The sequence below is a fragment of the Wenzhouxiangella indolica genome (assembly GCF_042310355.1).
Lineage (GTDB): Bacteria > Pseudomonadota > Gammaproteobacteria > Xanthomonadales > Wenzhouxiangellaceae > Wenzhouxiangella.
This window is the reverse complement of record NZ_JBHJMR010000008.1, coordinates 1-16,903: the sequence shown is the minus strand read 5'-3', so window position 1 is coordinate 16,903 and position 16,903 is coordinate 1. Positions and strand designations below refer to the sequence as shown.

16 protein-coding genes are annotated in these 16,903 nt (G+C 63.0%); 9 read left to right on the top strand and 7 right to left on the bottom strand.

The window, feature by feature from the left end; translation table 11 throughout:
• Positions 1–35 precede the first annotated feature (35 nt).
• Together ACDC67_RS10030 and ACDC67_RS10025 are read left to right on the top strand one after the other, a co-directional pair.
• Positions 36–1,277, top strand: a complete 1,242-nt coding sequence (locus tag ACDC67_RS10030) for a DUF1611 domain-containing protein (RefSeq protein ID WP_376692778.1) — start codon at positions 36–38, stop codon at positions 1,275–1,277.
• On the top strand, positions 1,274–2,383 hold the full coding sequence (locus tag ACDC67_RS10025) for an alanine/ornithine racemase family PLP-dependent enzyme (RefSeq protein WP_376692776.1): 1,110 nt from the start codon (positions 1,274–1,276) through the stop codon (positions 2,381–2,383). The genes ACDC67_RS10030 and ACDC67_RS10025 overlap by 4 nt, the downstream gene beginning before the upstream one ends.
• A gap of 13 nt (positions 2,384–2,396) precedes the next feature.
• On the opposite strand, the gene ACDC67_RS10020 is transcribed toward ACDC67_RS10025, so the two are convergent.
• On the bottom strand, positions 2,397–3,167 hold the full coding sequence (locus ACDC67_RS10020; RefSeq protein ID WP_376692775.1) for an SDR family oxidoreductase: 771 nt from the start codon (positions 3,165–3,167) through the stop codon (positions 2,397–2,399).
• 49 nt (positions 3,168–3,216) lie between these two features.
• Here ACDC67_RS10020 and ACDC67_RS10015 point away from each other — a divergent pair, with 49 nt between their 5' ends.
• Together ACDC67_RS10015 and ACDC67_RS10010 are read left to right on the top strand one after the other, a co-directional pair.
• A complete protein-coding gene (locus tag ACDC67_RS10015; protein WP_376692773.1) occupies positions 3,217–5,130 on the top strand; it encodes a DUF294 nucleotidyltransferase-like domain-containing protein in 1,914 nt (637 codons plus the stop codon).
• Between the two features lie 4 nt (positions 5,131–5,134).
• Complete coding sequence (locus ACDC67_RS10010; protein ID WP_376692772.1) at positions 5,135–5,854, top strand: 3'-5' exonuclease; 720 nt, start codon at positions 5,135–5,137, stop codon at positions 5,852–5,854.
• Between the two features lie 106 nt (positions 5,855–5,960).
• Here the strand turns inward: ACDC67_RS10010 and ACDC67_RS10005 are convergent, their stop codons facing one another.
• Together ACDC67_RS10005 and ACDC67_RS10000 are read right to left on the bottom strand one after the other, a co-directional pair.
• Positions 5,961–7,136: an alginate export family protein gene (locus tag ACDC67_RS10005; RefSeq protein ID WP_376692770.1), complete on the bottom strand. Its 1,176-nt coding sequence runs from the start codon at positions 7,134–7,136 to the stop codon at positions 5,961–5,963.
• An 80-nt stretch (positions 7,137–7,216) separates the two neighbouring features.
• On the bottom strand, positions 7,217–7,945 hold the full coding sequence (locus tag ACDC67_RS10000; protein WP_376692768.1) for a helix-turn-helix domain-containing protein: 729 nt from the start codon (positions 7,943–7,945) through the stop codon (positions 7,217–7,219).
• A gap of 231 nt (positions 7,946–8,176) precedes the next feature.
• Between ACDC67_RS10000 and fabA the strand changes: the two genes are divergently transcribed.
• The gene (gene fabA, locus ACDC67_RS09995) at positions 8,177–8,704 is read left to right on the top strand and encodes a bifunctional 3-hydroxydecanoyl-ACP dehydratase/trans-2-decenoyl-ACP isomerase (RefSeq protein ID WP_376692767.1); all 528 of its coding nucleotides are present in this window, start codon (positions 8,177–8,179) and stop codon (positions 8,702–8,704) included.
• On the top strand, positions 8,701–9,921 hold the full coding sequence (locus tag ACDC67_RS09990; protein ID WP_376692765.1) for a beta-ketoacyl synthase N-terminal-like domain-containing protein: 1,221 nt from the start codon (positions 8,701–8,703) through the stop codon (positions 9,919–9,921). The genes fabA and ACDC67_RS09990 overlap by 4 nt, the downstream gene beginning before the upstream one ends.
• Positions 9,922–9,940: 19 nt before the next feature.
• Here the strand turns inward: ACDC67_RS09990 and ACDC67_RS09985 are convergent, their stop codons facing one another.
• From ACDC67_RS09985 to ACDC67_RS09975, 3 genes are all read right to left on the bottom strand, one after another.
• Positions 9,941–10,447, bottom strand: a complete 507-nt coding sequence (locus ACDC67_RS09985) for a helix-turn-helix transcriptional regulator (RefSeq protein ID WP_376692764.1) — start codon at positions 10,445–10,447, stop codon at positions 9,941–9,943.
• Between the two features lie 108 nt (positions 10,448–10,555).
• The gene (queE, locus tag ACDC67_RS09980; protein WP_376692763.1) at positions 10,556–11,191 is read right to left on the bottom strand and encodes a 7-carboxy-7-deazaguanine synthase; all 636 of its coding nucleotides are present in this window, start codon (positions 11,189–11,191) and stop codon (positions 10,556–10,558) included.
• Complete coding sequence (locus ACDC67_RS09975) at positions 11,188–12,249, bottom strand: 6-carboxytetrahydropterin synthase (protein ID WP_376692761.1); 1,062 nt, start codon at positions 12,247–12,249, stop codon at positions 11,188–11,190. Before ACDC67_RS09975 ends, queE begins: the two co-directional genes overlap by 4 nt.
• An 883-nt stretch (positions 12,250–13,132) precedes the next feature.
• Here ACDC67_RS09975 and ACDC67_RS09970 point away from each other — a divergent pair.
• Both ACDC67_RS09970 and ACDC67_RS09965 read left to right on the top strand, forming a co-directional pair.
• The gene (locus tag ACDC67_RS09970) at positions 13,133–13,480 is read left to right on the top strand and encodes a helix-turn-helix domain-containing protein (RefSeq protein WP_376692759.1); all 348 of its coding nucleotides are present in this window, start codon (positions 13,133–13,135) and stop codon (positions 13,478–13,480) included.
• Positions 13,440–14,402: a reverse transcriptase family protein gene (locus ACDC67_RS09965; RefSeq protein WP_376692757.1), complete on the top strand. Its 963-nt coding sequence runs from the start codon at positions 13,440–13,442 to the stop codon at positions 14,400–14,402. Before ACDC67_RS09970 ends, ACDC67_RS09965 begins: the two co-directional genes overlap by 41 nt.
• 507 nt (positions 14,403–14,909) lie before the next feature.
• Here ACDC67_RS09965 and ACDC67_RS09960 read toward each other — a convergent pair.
• The gene (locus tag ACDC67_RS09960; RefSeq protein ID WP_376692755.1) at positions 14,910–15,740 is read right to left on the bottom strand and encodes a hypothetical protein; all 831 of its coding nucleotides are present in this window, start codon (positions 15,738–15,740) and stop codon (positions 14,910–14,912) included.
• A 677-nt stretch (positions 15,741–16,417) separates the two neighbouring features.
• Between ACDC67_RS09960 and ACDC67_RS15905 the strand changes: the two genes are divergently transcribed.
• Positions 16,418–16,633, top strand: a complete 216-nt coding sequence (locus ACDC67_RS15905; RefSeq protein WP_459117372.1) for an FDXHR family putative zinc-binding protein — start codon at positions 16,418–16,420, stop codon at positions 16,631–16,633.
• The last annotated feature ends 270 nt before the right edge of the window (positions 16,634–16,903 follow it).

The window sequence follows — 16,903 nt, the reverse complement described above, 5'->3', positions numbered from 1 at the left end:
CCTCTGGGCCCCTGGTTTTCGCTCATGGAGTCACGATGTACACACCCATTTCCGGGCCGTTCCGCCTTCGCCCGTATGCCCTCGCGGGCCCGCCGGTAACAACCGCGGCCGCCCCCATTGCCGATCACTTTTCCGTCGCCGGGGTTGCAGCGCTGCCGCGCGCAAGCGCTTCCCACGGCGCGGCGCCCGGGGCGTCGGAGGCGGCGATTGTTTATTGCGAAGGCAATTTCGGCGCCATCGACGGCAAGACCGCCAATGGCCTGGTCCGGCATTCGGAGAAGTACCGCATCCTGTCGGTCATCGACAGCGAGCGGGCCGGTTCCGATTGCGGCATGCTGCTCGACGGTCGGGCGAACGGCATTCCGGTTGTCCGTGACCTGTCGGAGGCGCTGGCCCGGGCCGACACCGTCCCCGGCTATTTCATCTACGGCATGGCCCCGGCCACCGGCATGCTGTCGCTCGACGAGCGCGCCCTGGTGCTCGAGGCCATCGGCCTGGGGATGAACATCGTCAACGGGCTGCACGAGTTCTTCACCGACGATCCGGAGTTCCGGGCTGCGAGCAAGGCCGCCGGGGTGGCGCTGATCGACGTGCGCAAGCCGCGCGCCAAGAACGAGCTGCGGCTTTTCAGCGGCCGGATCCACGACGTGGATTGCGCGCGCATCGCGGTACTGGGCACCGACTGCGCGATCGGCAAGCGCACCACGGCCACGGTGCTCGCCCGGACGCTCAACGAGGCCGGTCTGAAGGCGGTGCTGGTGGGTACGGGGCAGACTGGCCTGATCCAGGGCGCGCGCTTCGGCGTGGCGATGGATTCGGTACCCTCGCAATTCTGTGCCGGAGAACTCGAGGCGGTCATCGTCGAGGCCTACGAGACCGAGCGGCCCGATGTGATCGTCATCGAAGGCCAGGGCGCGTTGAGCCACCCGGCGTTTTCGACCACCTCGTTCATCCTGCGCGGCAGCTGCCCGGACGCGGTCATCCTGCAGCATGCGCCCGGGCGCGCCTGGCGCTGCGATTTCGAGCGCATGCCCATGCCGTCGCCGGCCAGCGAAATCGAACTGATCCAGGCGTTCTCGCGTACCCGGGTCATCGGCGTGACGATCAATCACGAACACATGAGCGATGCCGGGGTCGATGCGGCGATCGCCGCCTACGAGGCCGAGCTCGGTATTCCCGCAAGCGATGCGCTCACCCGCCCGCCCCAGCGGCTGCTGGACATGGTCCTGGCGGCCTATCCCGGACTCGAGCGGAAGCTGCTTGCAAAAGCCGGGTGAACGCGCCCCGGCTGGAGATCGATCTCGGCAGGATCGAGCACAACGCCCGCGCCCTGGTCGAGCGCCTGGCCGCCCGCGGCATTTCGGTCACGGGGGTAACCAAGGCGGTTCGCGGCTCGATCGAGATCGCCGATGCGCTTTTGCGCGCCGGTGTCAGTGCCTTGGGCGACTCGCGCATCGAGAACATAGAAGCCATGCGCCGCGGGCATGTCGAGGCATGCATGACGCTGATCCGCTCGCCGATGCTCAGCCAGGCCGAGCGGGTCGTGCACTCGGCCGATATCAGCTTCAACACCGAGCTGGCGGTGATCGGGCGGCTTGCCGACGCGGCCCGCCGGCGGGGACGAGTGCATGAAATCGTATTGATGGTCGAACTCGGCGACCTGCGTGAAGGGATCATGCCCGCCGAGCTCGAGGCCACCGTGCATGCGGTGCTGGGAATGCCCGACATTGTCCTGGCGGGTATCGGCGCCAACCTGGCCTGTCACGCCGGCATCTCGCCCGATGCGAACAACATGGCCGAGCTCTCGGCGCTGGCCGATTCGATCGAGCGCAGGTTCGATCTGCGCCTGGGGCTGGTCTCCGGCGGCAATTCGGCCAACCTGGACTGGGCCCTGGGTGGCGCCGATACCGGCCGGATCAACAACCTGCGCATCGGCGAGGCCATCCTGCTCGGCTGCGAGACCTTGCAGCGGCGCCCGATCGAAGGGCTTTTCACCGATGCGATCGTGCTGGTCGCCGAAGTGATCGAGTCAAAGCGCAAGCCGGCCAGGCCCTGGGGCACCGTCGCGCAGGCCGCCTTCGCTCGCATGGAACCCGTGTCAGGCACCGAGCGCATGCCGCGCAGCATCCTCGCGATCGGCCACCAGGACGTCGATCCCGCCGGTCTCCTGCCCCCTGCCGGTGTCGAAATCGTGGGGGCCAGCGGCGATCACCTGATCGTGTGTGCCCCGCAGGGCCGCCTGGCGGTCGGCGATGAAGTGGGGTTCGGCGTGAACTACAGCGCGCTTCTTCGCGCGATGCATTCCCCGTTCGTGGGTAAGGATTTCCGCGAGACCGCGCCGATCCCCGAAAGGGCGCCGGAGCAATTGATTTCCAGGGCCTGATGCGCCCTAGGGGTCAGAACCCGAAAATGCTGAAGCCGCCGTCGACCGCCAGCACCTGGCCGGTGATGTAGCCGGCCGCCGGCAGGCACAGGAAAGCGACCGTCGCGGCGACTTCCTCGGGTCGCCCGATGCGCTTAAGCGGGGTGCGCGCGAGCACCTCGGCGAGAAAATCGGCATCGTCGAGCACCTGCCGGGCCAGTGGCGTGTCGATATACCAGGGTGCGACCGCATTGACCCGGATGCCGTCGCCCGCCCACTCGGCGGCGAGGTTGCGCGTCATCTGGTTCATGGCCGCCTTGCTCATGGCATACGGTGCGCCGGTGCGCAGATGCGTCGATCCGGCCACTGATGAGACATTGACGACGCTGGCCGATCCGGCGGCCTTGAGTTGCGGATGGGCCGCCCGGGCCAGCTCGAAGGCGGCGACCAGGTTGGTGTCGAGAATGCCGCGCAGCTCATCTTCGGAATACGCCAGCGCCGGCTTGCGCCGGTTGTAGCCGGCGTTGTTGACGAGGATGTCGAGCGGCCCGTCCAGGGCGTCGAGCAGGGCTTGACGCGCCGCGGGATCGGTCACGTCGGCGGGGAGTGCGTGGGCCGTATAACCGCGCTCGGTCAGCGCCGACACGGCGCCGTCGAGGCGCTCGCGGCCGCGCGCACTCAGCCAGACCTCGGCACCGCGCTCGCACAGGGCCGCGGCGATGGCCAGGCCGATGCCGCGGCTTGCGCCGGTCACCAGCGCGCGTCGACCGGCCAGTGTCCACATTTGATCACGCTTTTCGCTCATGCCGGCATTATCGGCTGTTCGTGTTGCCGGCTCAACGGCTCGCGGTACCATGAAACGGAGCGACCGAAGCGGGGACTTCATGGAAATCGAACAGATCGAGATTCGCGACCACCTGGGCCAGCGCGAGCCGTTCAGCTTCCTGACCGGCGAAGAGCTCGATCAGGTTGCCCGGTCGGCCGAGGTGGCTTATTTTCGCGCCGGCTCGGACATCCTGGCCCTGGGCGATGAAATCCACAACCTGCACTACATCCGCAGCGGTTCGGTGGAACTGTTCCGGCGCAGCGGCGAACTCTACAACCGTCTTGGCGAGGGCGATATCTTCGGCCAGCTCGGGCTGCTGTCGGGTCGCAACGCGCGCTTTCCCGCGCGCGCGCTCGAGGACACCCTGATCTACTTCGTTCCCGCCGAGACCTTCCGCGAGCTGTTCGATACCAACCCGGCCTTTGCCGACTTCGTCGAGGTCGAGGATCGCACCCGCCTGCGCCAGGCCGCCGCGCAGAAGGGGGGTGACAATCCCCTGCTGACGCTCACCGCCGGCAAGCTCGTCAGTCGTACGCCGGTGGCCGTCAGCGTCTCGACCAGCGTCGAGGCGGCCGCGCGCCTGATGACCGAAGAACGCGTCACCTCGGTGCTGGTCCTGCAGGAATCGACAGAGGATGAGGAAGCCGCGCCGGCGCGCCTTGCCGGCATTCTGACCGACAGCGACCTGCGTCGGCGCGTCCTCGCGGAGGGGCTGCCGGTGAGCACGCCCGTTGGTGAAGTCATGTCCGAGGACGTGGCCTGCGTGCGCGACGATCAGTTCCTGTTCGAGGCGCTCTTGCTGATGCTGCGCCAGAACGTGCATCACCTGCCGGTGCTCCACCGGGAGCGACCGGTGGGCGTGCTCGACCTGGCCGACATCGTTCACCACGAGACCCAGAACAGCCTGTTCGTGGTGCGCAACATCTTCCACTGCAACTCGCACGAGGAACTCGAGGCCCTGCGCCCGGCGGTGGCGGCCAGCTTCATCCGCATGGTGGCCGAAGACGCCAGCTCGCACATGATCGGATCGTCGATGGCCACCATCGGTCGCGCCTTCAAGCAGCGGCTGCTCGAACTCGGCGAGGAGAAGCTCGGCCCGCCGCCGGTACCCTACTGTTTCCTGGCCCTGGGCTCGATGGCGCGCGACGATCAGTTCCTGTATACCGACCAGGACAACGCCATGGTGCTCGACGACGACTTCGACCCGAAGCGCCACGACGAGTACTTTCGCGAACTGGCCCAGTACGTCAGCGACGGCCTGCACCGGGCCGGCTACGTCTACTGCACCGGCGACATCATGGCGACCAACACCCGGTGGCGCCAGCCGCTTTCGGTCTGGAAAAAGCAGTTCATGGAGTGGATTCACCGGCCCAACGCCGAGCGGCTGCTGCACAGCGCGATCTTTTTCGATCTCGACGGCGTGGCCGGAAAGACGAGCATGGCCGAAGCGCTCAAGACCCTGATCGCGAAGGAAGCCAGCGCCGAGCCCGGCTTTCTCGGTTGCCTGGCGATCAACGCCAACAATCGCACGCCGCCGCTGGGTTTCTTTCGCGATTTCGTGCTCGAGCAGGGCGGGCGCCACGAGAATTCGATCAACCTCAAGCGCCGCGGTACGGCACCGTTGACCGACGTCATCCGGGTGCACGCGCTGGCGGCGGGCTCGACCGCACAGAACTCGTTTCGCCGGCTGGAAGATACCGTGGCCGCCGGTTACCTGACCGCCAGCATGGCCGCCGACCTGCGCGATTCGCTGGAGTTCATCGCCATGGTTCGTGCCCGCCACCAGGCCTGGGATGCCGAGCGCGGCGGGGTGCCGAACAACAACATCGACCCGGAAACGCTGTCGGCTTTCGAGCGGCGCAGCCTCAAGGACGCCTTCAAGGTGCTGGCCAACGCCCAGAAATTCATCCGTTTCCGCTATCGGCCCGTTCGGACAGGTTAGCGCGATGCTTCCTTTCCGGCAGAAGCCGCAACCATCGACCGATTGGCCGCAGCGCTTCGGGGAGCTGGCCCGCGAAACCCGCACGGACGCGATTCGGCGCTACTACGAGCAGGGCGTTCCGGTGGGCGAGACGCCGCTGTCGCAGCTCCCGCTGGTCGCGCTGGACCTGGAGACGACCGGGCTGGATCCGAAACGGCACGGCATCGTCAGTATCGGGATGGTGCCCTTCACGCTCGAGCGCGTCCGGCCCGCCGCCGGCTATTACCGGGTCATAAGACCGCGCCGGGAGATCGACGAACATTCCATCACCATCCACCAGATCACGCACGACGAGATCGACGATGCGCCGGACCTGGAGGATATCGTCGACGAGCTGCTCGCCGCGCTCGCCGGGCGGGTGGTCGTGGTGCATTACCACGCCATCGAGCGGCGCTTTCTCTACCAGGGTTTTCTGCGTCGTTTCGGCGAGGGGCTGTTGTTTCCGCTCATCGATACGCTGGCGATCGAGAAGCAGATCAGCCAGCGCACGACCCTCAACCCCGCGACCTGGTTCCGGAACAGGCGCGTGTCGCTTCGCCTGGCCGACGCCCGGCGTCGCTATCACCTGCCCGAATACTCACCCCATCATGCCTTCACCGATGCGCTGGCTACGGCCGAGTTGTTCCAGGCGCAGGTGGCCTACCATGGAAGTCCCGACGACGCCGTATCGGAATGGTGGCTATAGGGGTTTGCGAATTCGAAATTCCAAGCACCAAATCACAAACAAACTCGAATGACGGAAATTCGAATGTTCTAAACGGTCCAGGTGCTGGACGTCCGCGGAGTGTCTCCTACCAATTTCCGTTGAGGGTGAACCAGACCTTTTGCACGTCCGCCCGGTTGTTGTCGCCTTCGAAATGTGCCGCCTTGAGCTCGAACGAAAGACCCGCAACGAGCGGACGCTTGATCATCATGCCGTACTCGCGGCCGTACTGGCGTGAGCGTCGATCGCTGCGGAAGTCGTGCAGTTTCACCAGGCCGGTCCACTTGCCCAGTTGGGTTCCCGCCGCCGCGTAGGTGTCGACCAGGCCGTCGGCCGGGGTGGCAAGGAATTGGTCGGTCCAGCCGTTGTGGGCGTGCAGGGTCGCCAGCGGAGTCTGGAAAGCGTATTCGCCGTCGCCGCCCAGGCGTTCGTGACCGGCGAACCAGTGCCAGCGCTTGAGTTTGTGCGCAATCCGGGCATGGATATAGTCCTGGCCGTTGACGTCGTCGAGTTCGCGGATGCCTTCCTGGCGGGCGAATTCGAAGCGGTAGCTGAAGTTCGTCGTGCCGGGCAGCGGCCCGATCAGTCGCAGGCCGAGGTTGCGATGCGAGGCCGCTCGATCGTCGAACGCGATGCGGTGGGCGTAGACGGCCAGGGTGCTTTCTCCGATCGATCGCGCGAGCGTGCCCATCCAGGTGTTCAGCTCGGCTTCGGCCAGCAGGTCGTTGGGGTTGTCGGGGCCGAAGACCCGGTGCGCCCGGTCGAGCCAGCGCAGGTCGACCTGCCAGTCCTGCGGCTGAAGGCGGATCGTGACGGCGTCGAAGGTCTGTTCGAGCTGCCGGAAACCGACGTTGCCGAGGAAGCGGACGTTGTCTTCGGTCAGGCGCTGACGGCCAGCGCGAACGTTGAATGCGTCGGGCCTCGTGTAGCCGATCCAGGCCTCGGAGATGTTTTCGTCGTCGGGGTCGGCCACCACCGGAAAGCGATTGCGGCCGTTGGCGGTTGAATTGAAGTCTTCGCTCCCGAGGTGACGGTTGGCGTGGGCCGTGGCCCCGAGCTGCCAGCCGGACCAGTCGGGGCTGACGACGCCGATCCGGGCACGCAGCGTCGAGGCGGTGGCGTCTTCGTTGAAGCGATCGTCATCGACCCGTTCGATGCGGTAGCGCAGGTCGAGCGAAGGCTGCCACTGGTCGCTCTGGGCGACTGCAGTGGCGCCGGACAGGGTCAGGGTGAGTGCCAGGCAGTATCGGATGGGTGAGCGCATAACTGTATCCCGAATGCATCAATAGGGGAGCCAGTATCTCAGGCACGCAATAGAAGAATTTGATCCCTATCAAAGGGGGATCAGCAGTCGCCGAGTTCCTTGAGGCCGGGCATGTCGAGAATCTTTATCTGGCGCCGGCGCACTTCGATCAGCCCCATGTCCTGCAAGCGGCCGAACAGGCGGCTGACGGTTTCGAGCACGAGGCCGAGATAATTGGCAAGGTCGGCCCGGGACATGCTCAGGGTCAGCTGATCGGGGCTGCGTCCCAGGCGACTCTGGCGCTTGCTCAGGCTGTGGAGGAAAAGCGCCAGGCGGCTGATCGCCTGGTTGCGGCCCATCATGGCCATGTGGTCGTGGTCGTCACCGATTTCGCGGCTGACCAGGCGCATGAACTGGCGCTGCAATCCGGGCACCGCCGCGCAGATTCGTTCCAGCTCGGCGTAGGGAAGCCGGCACACGCTCGAGGCTTCGAGCGCTTCGGCATCGCACTGGTGACGCTCCGTGGCGAGCGCGTCGAAGCCCATGATTTCGCCCGGCAGGTGAAAGCCGAGCACCTGGAGTTCGCCGCCTTCGGAGACGGCTTGTGTCTTGAACGCCCCCGACTTGATCACGTAGAGGGCGCGGAAAGGCGAACCGGCGTGGTAGAGCACGTCTCCCGACTTCAGGCTGGTCCGGTCTGCAACCACCTGGTCGACGCGGTCGACGTCGGCGCTGTCGAGACCCGCGGGAAGGCACAGCTCACGCAGATCACAGCGCGCACACTGGCGCCGGACCTGGTTCAGGTCGAAGGCCGAGTTGGTGACAGTCATTGAGGCCCCAGTCGCAACGGTGACGGCAATATTTGCACTTTATCATATGAGCTCGGCACAACGGCGACATCAATAGTCGTTGCCAGGCCCTCTGCGCCGACCGAACCACTCCCGCTGCCACCGTGATAACACCGGCAATCTGACCAACGGTCAAGAACTCGGCACCCAGGGTCAAGCGTGAGCGGTGTCCGCTCGCTAGGGTGGTGGCTTTACGAACAGGAATCGCCCTTCATGGATCGACCTGACCAATACGACAAGGCGGCGCTGGTTGCTTGCGGTCACGGCCGCCTGTTTGACGGCGACATGCGGCTGCCCATCGACGAGATGCTGATGTTCGATCGCATCACGCGCATCGACGACAGCGGTGGCGCCTACGGCCGCGGCGAGGTGGTGGCCGAGTTCGACTTGCACCCGGACCTGTGGTTCTTTCGCTGTCATTTCGAGGGAGACCCTGTCATGCCCGGCTGTCTGGGCCTGGACGCGCTGTGGCAGCTGGTCGGCTTCTACCTGGCCTGGAACGGCGGCAAGGGTCGCGGCCGCGCGCTCGGAGTCGGCCAGGTGAAGTTCTTCGGCCAGGTGCTGCCCGACAACGGCCTGGTTCGCTATCGGCTCGACATCCGGCGCGTGATACAGCGCGGTCTCGAGATGGCCGTCGCCGACGGCACAGTCTCGGTCGACGATCGAGAAATCTATTCCGCGCGCGATCTCAAGGTATGCCTGTTCACGTCAATGGAAGCATTCGGAGGTTCGACGTCATGAGGCGCGTGGTGGTAACGGGCATGGGTATCGTTTCCAGCCTGGGTGTCGGCCTTGAGGCCGTCGATGAGTCTCTCCGTCAGGGGCGCTCCGGCCTGATGTTCAGCGACGAAGCGCGCGAGGCCGGCCTGCGCAGCCATGTCTGCGGTGGGATCGACTTCGATCTGGAGGCGAATATCGATCGCCGCCTGAGGCGTTTCATGTGCCCGGCCGCAGGCTATGCCTGGCAGGCCATGCGCGAGGCGATCGAAGGTTCTGGTCTCGACGAGCAGCAGGTGCGTTCGGATCGGACCGGCCTGGTCGCCGGTGCCGGCGGCAATTCCAGCGTGGAGTTGCTCGACGCGATCGACACCCACCGCGAACGCGGCATTCGCAAGGTGGGGCCGTTTCGCGTGCCCAAAACGATGAGCAGTTCGATCAATGCCTGCCTCAGCACGGCCTACGGCATTCGCGGCGTCAACTACGGCATCACCTCGGCCTGCGCGACCAGCGCGCATGCGATCGGCCATGCCGCCGACCTGATTGCCTGCGGCCGCCAGGACATCATGTTCGCCGGCGGTGGCGAGGATGTGCACTGGAGTCTGAGCATGTTGTTCGACGCCATGGGTGCGCTGTCGACGCGCTACAACGACACGCCCGAGCGCGCATCGCGAACCTACGATGCCGACCGCGACGGCTTCGTCATCTCCGGCGGGGGTGGCATGCTGGTGCTCGAATCGCTGGATCACGCGCGCGAGCGCGGCGCCGAAATCATTGCCGAGCTCGGCGGTTTCGGCGCGACTTCCGACGGGGCCGACATGGTCCAGCCCAGCGGCGAAGGCGCGGGTCGCTGCATGCGCCAGGCGATGGCCGGCCTCGATCAGCCGGTTTCCTACGTCAACACCCATGGGACCAGCACGCCGGCCGGCGATATCGTCGAGCTGGAATCGCTTGCCGAGGTGTTCGGCGGCGACATCCCGCCACTGAGTTCGACCAAGCCGCTGACCGGGCACGCCCTTGGCGCGGCCGGTGTCCACGAGGCGATCTATTGCCTGCTGATGCAGCGCGGCCGCTTCATTGCGCCATCGGCCAACATCGAGCGGCTCGACGAGAAGGCCGAGGGCTACCCGATCGTGCGCGAACGCCGCGACGACGTCGACCTGCCGGTGGTGATGAGCAACAGCTTCGGCTTTGGCGGCACCAACGCCAGCCTGATTTTCAAACGGCCGGCGCTGGAATGACGGGCCACCCGGGCGAGTGCTACTTCGCCTGGGCTTCTCGAAAGCGCGCCGGTGACTGGCCCATCCAGCGCTTGAACGCGCGGCTGAATGCGCTCAGCTCGGAAAAGCCCAGGTGGTGGGCCACCTCGGTGAGCGTGTGCCGGCGATCGCGCAGGTAAACCAGGGCCTGTTCCCGACGCGCCTGCTCGAGCAGTGCCTCGAAGGTCTGGTTTTCGTCTTTCAGACGCTTGTAGAGGGTCTGTCGACTCATGTTGAGCTGATCGGCAATCACCGCCACCTGAGCCCGGCCGGTTTCAAGTTGCCGGTCGATCAGCGCGCGGACCCGTGCGCTGAAGCCAGGCTGGGCGCTCATCCGGTCCTGGACGAGCTGCCACAGCTGCGCCATCTGGGACGGCGACAGTTCGGGGTTGTCGGTAGCCAGGCGGTCTGCCGGAATCCGGGTCTGCTGCGCCAGTTCGCGCGGCGAGATGCCGGCTGAAACGAGATAGCGCAGCATGGCATCCGCCAGTTCGTTGATCGAACTCACGATGTGTTGCCTCCACCGGCCAGGGGCCGGGATCGCAAGGAGGCGATGATGGTACACCCTCGCGCACAGCGGCGCGAATCGGTTGCCGGTCGAAGCTGGCGAGCACGTTCAGGCAATACCAAGCACCTTGTGGGTTTGCAGGCTCAGGCGCCAGCGTGGATGCGCGAGGCAATAGGCGACGGCCGCCTGTGTGTTTTCCGCCCGTTCGGGGCCGTCCATGGGCTGGAGCAGAAAATGCCGGAAGTCCAGGTCTTCGAAATCGGTCGGCTCGGCGCCGTCTTGCGGATAGACAAGCTTGAGTTCGTCGCCCGATTTCTGCACCAAGCCGGCGCCGGCCTTGGGGCTGACGCACAGCCAGTCGATGCCCATGGGTGCAGCGATGGTGCCGTTGGTCTCGACCGCGACCTCGAAGCCCGCGGCGTGTAGCGCGTCCAGGGCTGCCGAATCGAGTTGCAGCAGCGGTTCGCCGCCGGTGCACACGACCAGTCGGGGGCCGTCGGCGTCGTGCGGCCAGCGTCGGGAAACGGCCGCGGCCAGCGCCGCGGCATCGGCGAACTTGCCGCCGCCGGGCCCGCCCGTGCCGACGAACTCGGTGTCGCAGAACTGGCAGATGGCCAGGTGGCGATGCTGCTCGCGGCCGGACCAGAGGTTGCAGCCGGCAAAGCGCAGGAACACCGCCGGGCGGCCGGCGTTGAGGCCCTCGCCCTGCAGCGTGTGGAAGATCTCGCGCACGGTGTAAGTCATGGCACCAGCAGCCCGCGATCGTCCGGCTGACGACAGAGCAAAACGCCACAGCCGGGTGTTTCGAGCACGTCGATGCGGCTCAGTCCGGGCAGCGCGTCGGCCATCTCGTGATGGATCCAGCGCGCGATCGACGCCGGGTCGTTGTCGGCCAGGCCGGCTTGTTCGTAGAGCGGGCGGTGATCGAGCGCCCGGAACACCGGGTCGAAGCGCTGCTTGACGTCGCCGTAGTCGTGCACCCAGCCAAGCACCTGGTCGAGCCCGCCGGTCAGGTGCAGCCGCGTGATGAAGGTGTGGCCGTGGATCATGCGGCGGCGATCGCCTTCCGGTGCCGCGGCCAGCCGCACGGCGCTGTCGAAGGACATCGATTTCCAGATGCGCCACTGCGCACCGTCGAAGTGACAGCCGGCCGAGCCGGTCTCCATCACGGTCACGCCCGCCAGGTCCGGCAGCTTGTCCTGCAGTCCCTGCCAGATCCATTGCGCCAGCGCTTCGCTGGTCGGATTCTCAAGGCCGGGCAGGTCGTTGAGGCAGCTCAGGTGCAAGCGCCCCTGCAGCGGATCCCAGGCGCCGGTGATGGATGCCTGGGCGCTTGCCGCATCGTCCCGGGATCCGAGCGCGGCGAAAAGGGTGACTTCGAATCCGTGCCCGTGCATTCGGCCGCACTTGTGCCCGGCCGGCACATTCGGCAGGCAGTGCGCTGCCTCGAAGCGGAAGCCTTGCCAGGCCAGTCGCGGTTGCCGGGCCTGGATTATGGCGCCGCGATCCGGTGCGCTTCGCAGCGCCATTCCGGCGTCGCCGGCCAGGCCGGACTCCGCCAACAGCCACTCGGCGATGCCGGCATCGTCGGCCGGGGCGATCCGATCATTGACCAGGCGGTAGTCGAGCGCGTCGACCGCCGGGGCCAGCGCAGCCTGCAGGGCACGCGTCTCGTCGCCTCGGAACTTCGGCCGGCACGCAGCCTCCGGCGCGACAAGGCGTGCTTCGAAGCCGTGCCCGTGGAGCGGCGCCTGCGTCGAATCCGCAGTCGGTAGACGCCGCGCGGCCTGAAAGGACCGCATGGCAGAGAAAGAGATCGAGGGGGCGTTCATGCCGGGTGCTGCCGTAGGACCACGCCGGGTATGGAACACGCCCGGTGTGCAAAACGATGGTGGCTACGGGTGGACTAGAGCAGCCACTCGGCGCCTACGTCTGCTAACCATTTGAATGTCATAGGCTTTCATCCGAAAGGAGTCTGCGTATCATGGCCAGCATTAGCTATTAAGTGTACCAGAATGCGGGCCAAACAGGGCCCCGGCCCCCGGGTCGCTACGATGGGATACCCCTTTGTTGAAGCGCTGATACCAGAAGGAACTACCCTAGGTCTGGACACTGCCCATGCCCGCTCTTCAATGTTGCTACAAAAAAATTATTCGCTATTTGCGAACTTTGTTCGCTTGTGCTAGTCTTATGGTTAAGCACTGGATGGTCAGCCTTCGGGCAATACCTCGCACCAGTGGGGCCGATTCCGGCCTGTGGGAGCCTAGCTCCTGCCTTCCCCGGGGCTAAGCCTCGGGGCGACGACACATTCGAGCTCGGAGTCGATGCAGATAGGTGACGACGAGCGAGGTCGCGTCGTCAATTAGGAAGGAGGGGTGGAGCACGCCGTCCGACCCAGTCTCCTTGGTTTAGCGAGGCGACATTGGGAATTCCCCCAGTGTTGAAACCAAGGAGGTGCTTACTATGGACGATCAAGTAAGGTCCAGTGCAAGACGGCGTGCTCGACGGTCACAATTTGTTCGCTGGTTGAAGCGGCGATTGCGAGATCCAATCGTTTTCCGATGGCTGCTCTTGAGCCTGAAGTTTATAGATTCGGTTCGTAAATGGCTTGGCTAATGCGGGACAGGATGTGAGCGTAACACCCCTTTTTTCCGAAATCTTATCAGCTAGGAAACAAACTATCTAATGATTAGCAGAGCGCTTAAGGTGACAAGAGAGTTCCACCGCATGAAGCAAGTGGAGTTAGCGCGATTACTCGAAATTTCACCCTCTTTCCTATCGGAAATCGAGTCCGGTCAGAAGACGCCCTCTCTGCCACTACTTGAGAAGTACGGGCAAGTATTCAAGATTCCTCCATCGACTTTCCTGTTGTTTGTCGAAAAAAATAATGATGCTAGCAGTAGGTCGTACTCTGCCAAGAACGCTGAGCGCCTTCTGAAATTTCTGGATTGGGTGATGGAAGAAGACCCGGACGAGGCAGGTATGACACGGCATGGCGGAGAAGATGAAAGGGCCAAAACGCTCTCGGCTTGAAAAGCCGCGGAAGCAATATTCGATTGATCAGTGCGCCCTATACGGGCTCAAAGGTGTTGGTCAGCTTATTGAGGTTCTCCGTTGGCCCGACAGTCTAGGTAAGCTTGAGCGGCTGGCCTCCAAGAAATCGTCCTACCGAGTTTGGTTTCATGAGTCGGGGCGGCGCATTGAAGAGCCCGTTGGAATGCTGCGTCGGGTTCACGTACGAATTGCAACTCTCTTGCGCAGAATTGAGCCACCTAGCTATCGCCAGTCAGGGGTTCGAGGTAGGTCGTACGTAACAAACGCCGAAAGGCATGTGGAGCCAAATCCTTCTATCAAGCTTGATGTTTCAGCCTTTTATCCCTCAACATCATTTGCGCATGTCTATGCACTTTTCTTCGAGAGGCTAAACTGTGCGCCGGACGTGGCTTTAATCCTAGCCCGGCTATGCTGCTATCAGGAGGATCACTTGCCAACTGGCGGAGTTCACAGCGAGGTTGCCGCCTTCTATTCGCATAAAGGACTTTTCGATAGGCTCAATGCCAGGGCCGAAGCCAGAGGAGGGAGTTTCTCAGTATATGTCGATGACATGATGCTTACCTTTGATAAGGCTTCTGCGACTGATTTGAGGTGGGCCGTTCGACTGATTGAAGCGCATGGCTTAGAAGTGAATCGGAAAAAATCGCGGCTGATTCCGAAGCGTAGCGAGAAAGTTCTTACTGGGGTGCGAATTTCTGGGGGCGAGATGCGTGGTACGCAGAAGGCTCATAGAAACGTGCTCAAAAAATTTGTCGAGCTTGATTCCGCGAGCGAAAATGCCCTTGAGAGTGCCGCCCTAAGTTTGCTTGGTCACCTCGATCACATTGCTCAAATCGACGAAAGGTTTAGACAAAAAGCAAAGGGTAATCGCGCTCGCTTAGGGCCTGTGGTTAAACGCTAAGACTGGCCCTCGGGTAGTCGGCTAAGGATGCGCCGAACGAGCTGGTTGTTTAGTTCCTTACGGACAGTAGTCCGCTCCCCTTGCGGAATCAAACGATAAACGGAAGCAATCGCCTTCCGTAAAGAACTCACGGCATCGGCTAGGCCGAGCTCTTCAAACTCTCCGGCCAAGGGGGTCTCTACGCCCATGATCCGACCGGAATATGCGCCAGCGAATACCTTTCCGGCGTCTGTTACGAATTGGTCGGAGGGCTCTGAATCAGAGGGGTACTCGAATCGGGCAATCGCGACGCAGGAACCGATTTGGTCAGCCTTCGGTGGGATGATGCCAATTTCGACTCGAGTTGGGATGTCAGTTGGAGTGGGCCTCAATGAGGCTTTGCGGGGGCCGTGCCCAACTTCGCGCGTCGGGGCCTCCTTGAACGAGGTCTCTGGATCTCCGTCGTACAATGGAGAGGCCGAAGATCTATTAAAGTCTAGGAGTTGGTGCGCCATAGCATTCACCTTTTCACAGCTCGGATGTAAGTTGACTGATAGCTGTTTGCGCAATAACGCTGGCCTTGTCGAAGTCGCCGTAGCTTTCGATGCCATCGCCATGGATGCTATCGACAACTATGACCCCCCAAGGTTTCCCGCCTTTCTCGATAGGAAATCCAATCATGGAGCGTGGGAATGTCTCCGTTGCTCGAAGTTTGGCCTTTACGTACTCTTCGCTCACATAGGTTTCCTGAGCATAGTTTGATATGGAATCGGGATCATCGAGTGTTGGAGGGTCGATGTCCCTCACCTCAAACGTCGTCAATCGGACCCACGTTTGGCCTGCCACGCCTTCAGCCAATTCCGCATAGTCGGGAGCGCAGAAAGTCCGTTTTGTGTTCTGAGTAGTATGGCCTGAACGAGCCACCTGCACAAGCCAGCCCTTCCAGGGCCATCTCCACGGCTCTCCTTTACGCCATAAGCGTCTGATTCCAGGGTCTAGTTTAAACTTCTGGTGTCGAAATAGCGTGACTCTGTGATGGTGGAGCGGCTCTCGCAGGTACTTGTCGGCGATCAGGTGCTCCCTTAGCTCCCCGAGAAGAGTCTCAACGGTTTCCCAAGCCCATGGGTTCCCAAATCTGCCCCTGAATAGTTGTGCGAAGAGAGCGACGGCGGCCGCTAGTAGCAAAATGACGGGAGCGTGAGCCTCTAGAAAGGCCACAGGGATTCGAATCAGAGCCACGGTCTCGTCGTCGACCGGGAACTGCAGGCTGAATCCGACTAATGTGCTGAAAAAACCGGCTGTTGCGAACCCCCAATTTGACCAGCGCCAGATTAGTTGGTGTCTGCTACTTTCCTTCACGCTTTCCTCTCCCTAACCCCGGAACTGCAGACGTGCCGGACTCCGCCCTCGGCATGCCAACGGGATACCCTTGCCCAAGGGATGCTAGGCCGGTCGCCTTCCCGCTGCAAGCTCTTGTCCCCCAATTTCGACCCCGAGACGAGCCGAGTGCCCTATTAGAGACCGCTCGGGGGGACGTCCCGTCCGCTCCACGGGAGCTCTCAGGGCTCAAGCCGCAAATCTAACCTCTCCCGGTCGCATTTGCCGCTGCAGGGCCTGCTCGGAAGTGTTCTCAGGGATTCACACGTTTGAAAGGCACCCGGAACCTCGATCACTGTGTCGATCCCCTCCCGGAGCTTCTAACCCTTTAATGGAAGATGATTTTGCTGCCATAAGGTTCGTAACGAGCATCCAGCAGCTCTGCATCTGTACCTCCTGCTTTGAATTTCATATGGGCGTCTCAGTGTTGGTCTTGGATAGCAGCAAGCACTCTAGTATTTCTACCGGCTCTCAGATCGTATTGTAGCTGGTTGGACGGCGGGCCTATTCGTGGTCCGTCAGAAGCGCTCACAGGGCATTGTGACTCAGGCCTTGACCCCACCTCAAGCTGATGCTTTATACGGCGCTCGCGGGCTCTGGGGCTGTCTGGAGTAGAGCCTCCTAGAGAGCCAATTGGGCTTGTAACGAGTACAGTCAGAATGCCTCAGACCAATCATCCTCTCAGCGCCAACCGGTTTTGCCGATGCAGTTCCTGTTCGGAAGTGTTCTCAGGAGTGGCTCAATTCGCCCGTCACCGTCGAAAGTTCGGTTGCCTCAATCCTGAGGTCGTGGGTTTGGTAATCGGTTCCGACTCATTCGGGACGTTTTGGGCCGACCCAGTGTCCAGGACACGCCTTAATAAGACCTTGAGCTAGGTAGCGTCCGAGGGAAAGTCAGCGTTTTGAGGGCCGATCCAGGCAACCCTAGGGGGTCGGCCCTCAAACGCGCCCTGAGGCCGAATCAGGTTGAGCGACATGCTATTTCAAGGCAGCGACAGAACGACAGACGAGACAAATGAAGGACCTAGAGGCTGATTCGAAAACAGGCCCCCTCTGTCAGGATAGTTGTGTGTGCCGCAGCAATGCGGTTTCGGTCGGCGAGAGCTGACCGGGCAGCATGAGAAGCTGCCGAAGTGATGGCGGAAC